Annotated in this window: 10 protein-coding genes; all 10 read left to right on the forward strand. The window is 65.1% G+C overall.

Annotated elements, in window-relative coordinates; all coding sequences use genetic code 11:
* Positions 1–370: 370 nt before the first annotated feature.
* Positions 371–3,025 (forward strand): DNA gyrase subunit A, encoded by a 2,655-nt coding sequence (gene gyrA, locus LPZ50_RS04215; protein WP_230657943.1) that lies wholly within the window; start codon positions 371–373, stop codon positions 3,023–3,025.
* Positions 3,025–4,155: a 3-phosphoserine/phosphohydroxythreonine transaminase gene (gene serC, locus LPZ50_RS04220; protein ID WP_230657945.1), complete on the forward strand. Its 1,131-nt coding sequence runs from the start codon at positions 3,025–3,027 to the stop codon at positions 4,153–4,155. Before gyrA ends, serC begins: the two co-directional genes overlap by 1 nt.
* A complete protein-coding gene (pheA, locus tag LPZ50_RS04225; RefSeq protein ID WP_230657947.1) occupies positions 4,148–5,236 on the forward strand; it encodes a prephenate dehydratase in 1,089 nt (362 codons plus the stop codon). Before serC ends, pheA begins: the two co-directional genes overlap by 8 nt.
* Before the next feature lie 24 nt (positions 5,237–5,260).
* Entirely contained in the window at positions 5,261–6,382 is a 1,122-nt protein-coding gene (gene hisC / locus LPZ50_RS04230; protein ID WP_230657950.1) for a histidinol-phosphate transaminase, read from the forward strand.
* Positions 6,379–7,284 carry a prephenate dehydrogenase gene (locus tag LPZ50_RS04235; RefSeq protein WP_230657952.1) on the forward strand — a complete coding sequence of 302 codons (906 nt, stop codon included), beginning with the start codon at positions 6,379–6,381 and terminating at the stop codon, positions 7,282–7,284. Before hisC ends, LPZ50_RS04235 begins: the two co-directional genes overlap by 4 nt.
* Before the next feature lie 8 nt (positions 7,285–7,292).
* The gene (aroA, locus tag LPZ50_RS04240) at positions 7,293–8,645 is read left to right on the forward strand and encodes a 3-phosphoshikimate 1-carboxyvinyltransferase (protein ID WP_230657955.1); all 1,353 of its coding nucleotides are present in this window, start codon (positions 7,293–7,295) and stop codon (positions 8,643–8,645) included.
* The gene (cmk, locus tag LPZ50_RS04245) at positions 8,635–9,336 is read left to right on the forward strand and encodes a (d)CMP kinase (protein WP_230657959.1); all 702 of its coding nucleotides are present in this window, start codon (positions 8,635–8,637) and stop codon (positions 9,334–9,336) included. The genes aroA and cmk overlap by 11 nt, the downstream gene beginning before the upstream one ends.
* 113 nt (positions 9,337–9,449) lie before the next feature.
* Positions 9,450–11,162 (forward strand): 30S ribosomal protein S1, encoded by a 1,713-nt coding sequence (gene rpsA / locus LPZ50_RS04250; RefSeq protein WP_230657962.1) that lies wholly within the window; start codon positions 9,450–9,452, stop codon positions 11,160–11,162.
* A gap of 2 nt (positions 11,163–11,164) precedes the next feature.
* Positions 11,165–11,521 carry an integration host factor subunit beta gene (locus tag LPZ50_RS04255; protein WP_230657964.1) on the forward strand — a complete coding sequence of 119 codons (357 nt, stop codon included), beginning with the start codon at positions 11,165–11,167 and terminating at the stop codon, positions 11,519–11,521.
* A gap of 140 nt (positions 11,522–11,661) precedes the next feature.
* Positions 11,662–11,885, forward strand: a 224-nt coding sequence (locus tag LPZ50_RS04260; protein ID WP_230657966.1) for a LapA family protein, incomplete at its 3' end; no start/stop codon positions are given.

Consider the following 11,885-nt stretch of genomic DNA (forward strand, 5'->3'; position numbering starts at 1 on the left):
TCGTTGAGCTTGAAGCTGGATAAGTGACTCGCAGCGAACCCCCGCCGCATATCAGGAAAACGGGGCCAGTATAGCAACGCCCAGAAAAGGTTCAAAGGATCGCTACTGGGTCTCCTGCGTGCTGGAAACAATCTTAAGGCATTTGATGGCCTTTGACTGCCTCCGCAAGCCGCATTGGTGCTGGATCGGGGCATTTCTTTCTTGTGCGCCACAGGGATGTTGGTTTTTGGCAACAGGGCGGCGATCGCGCCATGCATCGCCGGATAACGGCGCCCGTCAGAATTCCCGCGGCGATGGTCTGGCAATCGGATGATAGAATTTCCTGTTTACCCGGCCCGGGTTTCCCTTACTCGATTCAGTCGCTATATATATGGATTCCTTCGCCAAGGAGACGCTTCCGGTATCGCTGGAAGAAGAGATGCGCCGCAGCTATCTTGATTACGCCATGAGCGTGATCGTGGGGCGGGCGTTGCCAGATGTGCGCGACGGCCTCAAGCCCGTGCACCGGCGTGTGCTCTATGCCATGCATGAGCTCAACAACGACTGGAATCGCGCCTACAAGAAGTCGGCCCGTATCGTGGGCGACGTCATTGGTAAGTACCACCCGCACGGCGACCAGTCCGTCTACGACACCATCGTCCGCATGGCGCAGGATTTCTCCATGCGCTACATGCTGGTCGACGGCCAGGGCAACTTCGGTTCCGTCGACGGCGACAGTGCCGCGGCCATGCGTTACACCGAAGTGCGCCTGGCGAAGATCGCCCACGAACTGCTGGCCGATATCGACCAGGAAACCGTCGATTTCGGGCCCAACTACGACGGCAGCGAACAAGAACCGCTGCTGCTGCCCTCGCGCCTGCCCAACCTGCTGGTCAATGGCAGTTCGGGCATCGCGGTGGGCATGGCCACCAACATTCCGCCGCACAACCTGCAGGAAGTGGTCGACGGCTGCCTGTATTGCCTGCGCAATCCGGAATGTTCGGTGGACGAACTGATGGAAATCATTCCGGCGCCCGACTTCCCCACGGGCGGCATCATCTACGGCATGTCCGGGGTGCGCGAGGGATATCGCACGGGCCGCGGCCGCGTCGTCATGCGCGCCAAGACGCATTTCGAAGACATGGAAAAGGGCAATCGCCAGGCCATCGTGGTCGACGCGATTCCCTACCAGGTCAATAAGAAGACCTTGCAGGAACGGATTGCCGAGCTGGTCAACGAAAAGAAGATCGAAGGCATCGCCGATATCCGCGACGAGTCCGACAAGGACGGCATGCGCCTGGTCATCGAGCTCAAGCGCGGCGAAGTGCCCGAGGTCATTCTCAATAACCTGTACAAGAATACGCAGCTGCAGGACACCTTCGGGATGAACCTGGTGGCGCTGGTCGATGGCCAGCCGCGCCTGCTGAACCTGAAGCAACTTATCCACTACTTCCTGCAGCATCGGCGCGAAGTCGTCACGCGCCGTACGGTGTTCCAGCTGCGCAAGGCGCGCGAACGCGGCCATGTGCTGGAAGGCCTGGCCGTGGCGCTGGCGAACATCGACGATTTCATCGCCATTATCCGCGCCGCGCCTACACCGCCCGTGGCGCGCCAGGAACTGATGTCGCGGTCATGGGATTCTTCCCTGGTGCGCGAAATGCTGTCGCGCACTGACCTGGACGCCGTGGGCGGCAGCGCCGCGTTCCGTCCCGACGACCTGCACGAAAGCTTCGGCCTGCAGGGCGACGGCATGTACCGCCTGAGCGAGACCCAGGCCCAGGAAATCCTGAACATGCGCCTGCAGCGCCTGACTGGGCTCGAGCAGGACAAGATCGTCGGCGAATACAAAGACGTCATGGCCAACATTGCCGACCTGCTCGACATCCTGGCCAAGCCCGAGCGCATTACCACCATCATCGGTAACGAACTGCAGGCCATCAAGGCCGAATTCTCCACCAGCGCCAAGGATACGCGCCGTGCCGAGATCGAGCTGAACGCCACCGAACTCGACACTGAAGACCTGATCACGCCCACCGACATGGTGGTGACGCTGTCGCACGCGGGCTATATCAAGAGCCAGCCGCTGTCCGAATACCGTTCGCAGAAGCGCGGCGGACGCGGCAAGCAGGCCACGGCCATGAAGGAAAACGACTGGATCGACCAGCTCTTCATTGCCAATACGCACAACTACCTGCTGTGCTTCTCCGATCGCGGCCGGGTGTACTGGCTGAAGGTCTGGGAAGTGCCGCAGGGCACGCGCGGGTCGCGCGGCAAACCCATCGTCAATATGTTCCCGCTGGCCGACGGCGAGAAAATCACGGTGGTGCTGCCCGTCAAGGAATTCAGCGAAGATACCTTCGTGTTCATGGCGACGTCGCGCGGCACGGTCAAGAAGACCCCGCTGTCCGATTTCTCCAACCCGCGCAAGGCCGGCATCATCGCGGTGGGGCTGGATGAAGGCGACTATCTCATCGGCGCCGACCTTACCGACGGCAAGCACGACGTCATGCTGTTCTCCGACGCCGGCAAGGCGGTGCGTTTCGACGAGAACGACGTGCGCCCCATGGGCCGCAATGCCCGCGGCGTGCGCGGGATGACGCTCGAAGACAGCCAGACGGTGATCTCGCTGCTGGTGGCGGGCGATGAGTCGCAAAGCGTGCTCACGGCCACCGAAAACGGCTTCGGCAAGCGCACGTCCATCGCGGAATACACCCGCCACGGCCGCGGCACCAAGGGCATGATCGCCATCCAGACCTCGTCGCGCAACGGCAAGGTAGTGGGGGCCGTGCTGGTGATGCCGTCCGACGAGATCATGCTGATCACCACCGGCGGAGTGCTGGTGCGTACCCGCGTGTCCGAAATCCGCGAAATGGGCCGCGCGACGCAGGGGGTAACCCTGATCAGCGTGGACGACGGCAGCAGCCTGTCGGGCGTGCGCCGCGTGGTGGAAAGCGATGCGGACGCCGACGACGACGAACTTGAAGCGACGGACGCCGAAGGCGATGCCGGCGCTTCGTCCGAACCGACTGAACCTACGGAGCAATAATGGCCCGCCCCTGGAACTTCTCGGCAGGTCCCTCGGCCCTGCCCGAGGTGGTGTTGCAGCAGGCCGCCGCCGAAATGCTGGACTGGAACGGCAGCGGCATGTCCGTGATGGAAATGAGCCATCGCGGCAAGCATTTCGTGCAGATCTGCGACCAGGCCGAGTCCGACCTGCGCGACCTGCTGGGTGTTCCGGCGGATTATGCCGTGATGTTCATGCAGGGCGGCGGGTTGGGCGAAAACGCCATTGTGCCCATGAACCTGATCGGCCGGCGCGGCCATCCCGCGGCCGACTTCGTGGTGACCGGCCATTGGTCCACGCGTTCGCACAAAGAAGCCGGCCGTTATGGCGATGCGCACATTGCCGCCAGCAGCGGCGTGCCCGCCCAGATCGACGGCCGCGAGCAAGCTCCCTGGACCTGGGTGCCGCCCGTGGATGCCTGGAACGTGCGCCCGGAAGCGGCCTATCTGCATTTGTGCAGCAACGAAACCATTCATGGGGTCGAGTTCACCGATTGGCCCGACATGGCGGCGCTGGGCGCGCCCGACGTGCCGCTGGTGGTGGATGCGTCCTCGCATTTCCTGTCGCGTCCCATGGATGTCACGCGCACCGGCCTGATGTTCGCCGGCGCCCAGAAAAATGCCGGCCCCGCGGGTGTCACCATGGTCGTGGCGCGCCGTGACCTCATCGGCAAGGCCCTGCCCATCTGCCCCTCGGCGTTCGACTACGCCAACGTGGCGGCGGAGCATTCGCGCTACAACACGCCGCCCGCGTTCGCCATCTACATGGCGGGCCTGGTGTTCAAGTGGGTCAAGGCGCAGGGCGGGGTGGCCGGCATGGAAGCCGCCAACCGCGCCAAGGCCGACCTGCTGTACGGCTACCTGGACAACACCGGTTTTTACCGCAATCCCGTCCATGCGCCCGTGCGTTCGCGCATGAACGTGCCTTTCGTGCTGCGCGATGAGTCGCTCAACGACGCGTTCTTGCAGGGCGCCGAAGCGGCCGGCCTGACGCAATTGAAGGGTCACAAGACGGTGGGCGGCATGCGCGCGTCCATCTACAACGCCATGCCGCTGGACGGCGTGCGTGCGCTGGTCGATTACATGCAAGAGTTCGAGCGCCGCCATGGCTGATGATTCTTTATTGGCCAAGCTCAAGCCGCTGCGGGAACGCATCGACGCCATCGACGCGCAGATCCTCAGCCTGCTGTCGCAGCGCGCGCAGGCGGCGCTGGAAGTGGGCGACATCAAGCACGCGGCCGCGGCCGACGGTCCGGTGCTGCGTCCCGAGCGCGAGGCCGAGGTCATCCGGCGCCTGCAGCAGATCAACCCCGGCCCTTTCCCCGGCGATGCCGTGGCATCGGTCTGGACGGAAATCATGTCGGCCTGCCGTGGGCTGGAACGCGGCATGGCCGTGGCTTACCTGGGGCCGCGCGGCTCGTTTTCCGAGCAGGCGGCCTTTGACCATTTCGGTCATTCAATCCAGCCGCTGCCTTGCGCTTCGTTCGACGAGGTATTCCGTGCCGTCGAGGCCGGGCAGGCCGAAGTGGGCATGGTGCCGGTGGAAAACTCCACTGAAGGCGCCGTCAACCGCAGCCTCGACCTGCTGTTGAATACCCCCTTGAAGATCCAGGGCGAACGTTCGCTGGATATCCGGCATTGCCTGATGACGCAGTCGGGATCGATGGATGGCGTCACCACCATCGCGGCGCACCCGCAGGCGCTGGCGCAGTGCCAGGCCTGGCTGGGTCGCAATTTCCCGAACCTGGAGCGCGTGGCCGAGGCCAGCAATTCCGAGGCCGCCCGGGTGGCGGCCGGCAACCCGGCGGTTGCGGCCATTGCCGGCGAAAGCGCCGCGCCGGCCTGGAACCTGCAAGTGGTGGCGGCCGGAATCCAGGACGACCCCAACAACCGCACGCGCTTCCTGGCCGTGGGCCATATCCAGCCCCTGCCCAGCGGCAAGGACAAGACCAGCCTGATCCTGGCGGTGCCGAACCGCGCCGGCGCGGTGTACGACATGCTGGCGCCGTTGGCCGCCAACGGCGTGTCCATGACCCGCTTCGAATCACGGCCGGCGCGTACGGGCCAGTGGGAATATTATTTTTATGTGGATGTGCTGGGGCACCGCGACGATCCGCAAGTGACCCGTGCATTGGCCGACCTGCAGGCGCAAGTGGCCTTCATCAAGGTGCTGGGCTCTTACCCGGCACAGTAAATTTTCGCGCGCGTACGTATCGTCATGACATCTGCCATCAAGCCCTTGGTTGCTCCCGCCCACGTCAGCGCCATCGCGCCGTACCAGGCGGGCAAACCCATTGAAGAACTGGCCCGCGAATTCGGGTTGGACCCGGCCGGCATCGTCAAGCTGGCCTCGAACGAGAATCCGCTGGGCATGCCCGAATCGTCGCGCAAGGCGTTGGCGGCGGCGGCCGAGACCCTGGCCCGTTATCCCGACCCCAACGGGTTCGACCTGAAATCGGCCCTGGCCACGCGCTACGGTGTGCCCATGAACTGGATCACGCTGGGCAACGGATCCAACGACATTCTCGAGATCGCGGCGCTGGCGCTGCTGGAACCCGGAACCTCGGCGGTATACGCGCAGCATTCGTTCGCCGTTTATCGCCTGGCCACGCAGGCGCGCGGCGCCCGCCATATCCAGGTGCCCGCGCGCGACTATGGCCACGACCTGGACGCCATGTTCGCGGCCATCCAGGACGATACCCGCCTGGTGTTCATCGCCAATCCCAACAACCCCACGGGCACTTTCGTGCCCGGCGCGCAGGTGGAAGCCTTCCTGCAGCGCGTGCATGCGGCGCACGGCGATCGCGTTACCGTGGTGCTGGACGAGGCCTATAACGAATACCTGGACCCTGAACTGCGTTTCGACAGCGTGGCCCTGGTTCGCCAGTATCCCAACCTGATCGTGTCGCGCACGTTTTCCAAGGCCTACGGCCTGGCCGGCCTGCGTGTGGGTTTCGCCGTGGCGCAGCCCGCGCTGACCGATCTTCTGAATCGCGTGCGCCAGCCGTTCAATGTGAATACCCTGGCCCAGGCCGCCGCCATCGCTGCGTTGGGCGATGCCGACTACCTGGCGCGCGCCTACGAGATGAACAAGGCCGGCAAGCAGCAGCTGTGCAAGGCTTTTGAAGGTTTGTCGCTGCGCTACGTGCCCAGCTATGGCAATTTCGTACTGGTTCACGTGGGCGATGCGCCCCGTGTCAATGTCGAACTGCTCAAGCGCGGTGTGATCGTGCGGCCGGTGGCGGGCGACGGCCTGCCGGAATGGCTGCGCGTCACCATTGGCTTGCCGGACGAAAACCAGCGGTTCATTGCTGCGCTGACGGAAGTCCTGGCGGCATGACGGCGTCGTTTACCGACATCGCGACACAGGGGGCCGGCGGCCCCCTCATTCCTGTATTGGCAGTAGTGGGGGTGGGCCTTATCGGCGGGTCGGCCGCGCTGGCGTTGCGGCAGGCGGGCCTGGTGGGGCAGGTGCTGGGCGTGGGGCGCAATGCCCAATCGCTGGCCCAGGCCCAGGCCCTGGGCCTGATCGACGGCGTTGCTTCGGTCGAAGAGGCTGCCGCGCAGGCCGACATCATTCTGCTGGCCACCCCGGTGGGCAGCCTGGGCGCCATACTGGCGCAGTTGCGTCCGCACCTGCGGGCCGGCGCCTTGCTGACCGACGCCGGCAGCACCAAGGCCGAAGTGGTGGCCGAGGCGCGCGCCGCCCTGGGCGACCGCATCGGCCAGTTCGTGCCGGGCCATCCCATCGCCGGCGCGGAGCGCAGCGGGCCGGAGGCGGCCGATGCCACCCTGTACCGGGGCCGCACCGTCATCCTGAGCCCCTTGCCCGAGAATGCGCCGCAAGGGGTCGCGCGCGTGCGCGACTTGTGGCAGGCTTGCGGTGCGCACGTCATAGACATGGACGCCGACGCGCATGACCGCGTGCTGGCCTCGGTCAGCCATATGCCGCATTTGCTGGCGGCGGCCTACATGGCCCAGGTGGCCGGGGCCGATGACGCCGCCACGCGCCTGGCCCTGGCCGGGTCGGGGTTTCGCGATTTCACGCGCATTGCCGCTGGTTCGCCCGAAATGTGGCGCGACATCTTGCTGTCGAATCGCGACGCCTTGCGCGATGAACTGGCTGCCGTGCGGGCTGTGCTGGACCAGATCGAACACGCCATGGCCGGCGGCGATGGCGCCGCGCTGGAAGCCCTGCTGGCGCGCGCCGCCGAGGTGCGCCGAAACTGGCGCAAGGAGTAAATTCTGCCATGACTGGACTGCCGCATCTGGATTTGCCCCGCGCCCGCCAGGCGCGCGGCCAGGTTGCCTTGCCGGGTTCCAAGAGCATTTCCAACCGGGTGCTCCTGCTGGCCGCGCTGGCGGCCGGGCGCACGGAAATATCCGGACTGCTGGATTCCGATGACACCCGTGTCATGCTGGCCGCCTTGCGGCAGTTGGGTGTCGATGTGATCCAGGAAGCGCCGGGCAGCGCCACGGTGACGGGGGCCGGCCGGTTTCCGGTGAAGCAGGCCGAGCTGTTCCTGGGCAATGCGGGCACCGCCTTCCGGCCCCTGACGGCCGCGCTGGCCCTGATGGGCGGGCAATACCGCCTGTCGGGCGTGCCGCGCATGCACGAACGGCCGATCGGCGATCTGGTCGATGCGCTGCGGCAGTGGGGCGCCCACATCGCCTACCTGGGCCAGGAAGGCTACCCGCCGCTGGAAATCGGTGCGGGCCAGGTTGGCGGCCAGTTGGCCGCCAGCGTGCAGGGCGCCGTGTCCAGCCAGTTCCTGACCGCGCTGCTGCTGGCCGCGCCGGTGCTGGCCCAGGGCAGCGACAGCCCGGTGATCATCGAGGTGGCCGGTGAACTGATTTCCAAGCCCTATATCGAGATCACCCTGAACCTGATGGCGCGCTACGGCGTGCAGGTGCGGCGCGACGGCTGGCGCACTTTTACCATCGAGGCCGGGGCGTCGTACCACAGCCCGGGCCGCATCGCGGTCGAGGGCGACGCTTCGTCGGCCTCGTATTTCCTGGCGCTGGGCGCGATCGGCGGCGGCCCGCTGCGGGTGACTGGTGTTGGGGCGGACAGCATCCAGGGCGATGTGGCGTTCGCGCGGACGCTGGCCGACATGGGCGTGCAGGTCGAATACGGCCCCGACTGGATTTCCGCGCGCGGGGTGCGGGTCGACCAGGGCCAGCGCCTGAAGGCCTTTGACGCCGATTTCAACCTGATTCCCGACGCCGCCATGACCGCTGCCGCGCTGGCCCTGTACGCCGACGGACCTTGCCGCCTGCGCAATATCGGCAGTTGGCGCGTCAAGGAAACCGACCGCATCCACGCTATGCATACCGAGCTTGCCAAGCTGGGCGCCGGCGTGGAGTCCGGCCCGGACTGGCTACGCGTGGTGCCGCCCGCGGCGGGCGAATGGCGCGATGCCGAGATCGCCACCTACGACGACCACCGCATGGCCATGTGTTTTTCGCTGGCAGCATTCGGACCGGCGGCTGTGCGCATCCTGGATCCGGGCTGCGTCAGCAAGACCTTTCCCGATTATTTTGACGTCTACGCCGGCCTGGTGGCCGGGGCAGGCCCGGCTACCGACCGCCATGACGACTGAGCCCGCTTCCTCCGCAGATTCCCGAGCGCCTGTCATTGCTATCGACGGCCCCACGGCCTCGGGTAAGGGCACGGTGGCGCACCGCGTCGCCAAGGCCCTGGGCTGGGCCGTGCTGGACAGCGGGGCGCTGTACCGGTTGACCGCGCTGGCCGCCCTGAACCGCAGCCTGGCCGCCGAAGACGAAACCGCCGTGGCCCAGGTGGCGCGCGACCTGGACGCCCGTTTCGAGGGGCGCCATATCTACCTGGACGGCGCCGAGGCCGGCGAGGCCATCCGCCAGGAACGGGTGGGCAACTTCGCTTCCCGCATCGCCGCTTATCCGGCGGTGCGGCAGGCGCTGCTCGACCGCCAGCGCGCGTTCCGGGTGCCGCCCGGCCTGGTGGCCGACGGCCGCGACATGGGTACGGTGGTGTTTCCCGACGCCGCCCTGAAGGTATTCCTGGTGGCCGATGTCGAAGCGCGTGCCGAAAGGCGCTGTAAGCAGTTGATCGAAAAGGGAATTTCTGCTAATCTATCCGACCTTTTGCGCGATATGCGCGAACGCGATGCGCGCGACACGCAGCGCAGCGCGGCGCCGCTGGTACCGGCGGCAGATGCACACGTGGTCGATTCGTCATACCTGACTATCGAGCAAACGGTGCAGGCAGTACTCGATTTCTGGAAGGTTTCCGTCCCTGGCGGCGGTTCGTAGTTCCCGGCATAGTCCTGGGCACGGGCCCTGGCAGGTTCATTCACTCCACTGTCGCGGGCAATCCGCTTCGGTGTGTTTTTACTGGCCATTTTGGCCCAATGGATTTCAACCCCATGTCTTCCGTTTCCACCCCCGCCACCAGCGGCGAAAGCTTCGCCGACCTCTTCGCAGAAAGCCTCAAGAGCCAGGACATGAAGTCCGGCGAAGTCATCAGCGCCGAAGTCGTGCGCGTCGACCATAACTTCGTCGTCGTCAACGCCGGCCTGAAGTCCGAAGCGCTGATCCCCCTGGAAGAGTTCCTGAACGACCAGGGCGAACTCGAAGTGCAACCCGGCGATTTCGTCTCGGTGGCCATCGATTCCCTGGAAAACGGCTACGGCGACACCATCCTGTCGCGTGACCGCGCCAAGCGCCTGTCGGCCTGGCTGCAACTGGAAAAGGCCCTCGAGAACGGCGAACTGGTTACCGGCACCATCACCGGCAAGGTCAAGGGCGGCCTCACCGTCATGACCAACGGCATCCGCGCCTTCCTGCCCGGTTCGCTGGTCGACCTGCGTCCCGTCAAGGACACCACCCCGTACGAAGGCAAGACCCTCGAATTCAAGGTCATCAAGCTTGACCGCAAGCGCAACAACGTCGTGCTGTCGCGCCGCCAGGTGCTGGAAGCCAGCATGGGCGAAGAGCGCCAGAAGCTGCTCGAGACCCTGCACGAAGGTGCCGTGGTCAAGGGCGTGGTCAAGAACATCACCGACTACGGCGCGTTCGTCGACCTGGGCGGTATCGACGGCCTGCTGCACATCACCGACATGGCGTGGCGCCGCGTGCGTCATCCTTCCGAAGTCCTGCAAGTGGGCCAGGAAGTCGAAGCCAAGGTCCTCAAGTTCGACCAGGAAAAGAGCCGCGTGTCGCTGGGCGTCAAGCAACTGGGCGAAGATCCCTGGGTGGGCCTGGCCCGTCGTTACCCGCAAGGCACCCGCCTGTTCGGCAAGGTTACCAACCTGACCGACTACGGCGCCTTCGTCGAGGTCGAAGCCGGTATCGAAGGCCTGGTGCACGTGTCCGAAATGGACTGGACCAACAAGAACGTCGACCCGCGCAAGGTGGTTACCCTGGGCGAAGAAGTCGAAGTCATGGTCCTGGAAATCGACGAAGACCGTCGCCGCATTTCGCTGGGCATGAAGCAGTGCCGCCAGAACCCGTGGGAAGAGTTCGCCACCAACTTCAAGCGTGGTGACAAGGTCCGCGGCGCCATCAAGTCCATTACCGACTTCGGCGTGTTTGTCGGCCTGCCCGGCGGCATCGACGGCCTGGTGCACCTGTCCGACCTGTCCTGGACCGAATCCGGCGAAGAAGCCGTCCGCAACTTCAAGAAGGGCGACGAAATCGAAGCCGTGGTTCTGGGCATCGACACTGACAAGGAACGCATCTCGCTGGGCATCAAGCAGCTGGAAGGCGACCCTTTCAACAACTTCGTTGCCACCTACGACAAGGGTGCCGTGGTGCCGGGCGTCATCAAGTCGGTCGAGCCCAAGGGCGCCGTCGTGACGCTGTCGGTCGACGTGGAAGGCTACCTGCGCGCCTCCGAGATCTCCTCGGGCCGCGTCGAAGACGCCACCACCGTGCTGAAGGCTGGCGAGAACGTCGAAGCCATGATCGTCAACATCGACCGCAAGACGCGTTCGATCCAGCTGTCGATCAAGGCCCGCGATAACGCCGAAACCGCCGACACCATCCAGCGCATGTCCGAAGCCAGCGCCTCCTCGGGTACCACCAACCTGGGCGCGCTGCTCAAGGCCAAGCTGGATCAACAGCGCAACGACGGCTGATAGTGACCAAGTCGGAGCTGATCGCCGTATTGGCGGCCCGCTATCCCCAGCTGGCCGCCCGCGATACCGATCTCGCCGTCAAGACCGTGCTCGATGCAATGACCCAGGCCCTGGCCTCGGGTCAGCGCATCGAGATCCGCGGTTTTGGCAGCTTTTCGCTGTCGCAGCGTTCACCCCGTATCGGGCGCAATCCCAAGTCGGGCGAGCAAGTGCTGGTACCTGGCAAGCAGGTGCCGCATTTCAAGGCCGGCAAAGAATTGCGCGAGCGGGTCGATCTGGCCGGCGGCCTGGCAGATACGCCATCCGACGGTACTTCAGACGAACCCCTGCCCACCCTGCTTGGCATGCACGCCATGTAGGGCACGGGCCGGGCACACTGCCGTGCCGCATGCTGTTCCGTGGGTCGAGCCCCTTGATTCTTCAAGGGGCTTTGTTTTTGCCACCGTGGGTGCGCGGCTTCCGCTTACAATTGAGTCTTGAACATTCTGGAGCATGCGCCATGCGCTACCTTGTCTGGGCCCTGCGATTGCTCGTTTTCGTTGCGGTGTTGATGTTCGCCCTGAAGAACACCGACCCGGTCGCGGTGAAGTTCTATGCCGACTACGTCGTGCAAGGTGTCCCGCTTATTGTCGTGATGCTCGTGGCTTTCGTGGTGGGTACGCTGTTCGGCCTGCTGCTGACCGTGCCCGCCGCCATGCGCCGCCGCCGCGAGGCCGTGCGCCT

Source organism: Bordetella petrii (assembly GCF_020991325.1).
Classification (GTDB): domain Bacteria; phylum Pseudomonadota; class Gammaproteobacteria; order Burkholderiales; family Burkholderiaceae_B; genus Bordetella_A; species Bordetella_A petrii_E.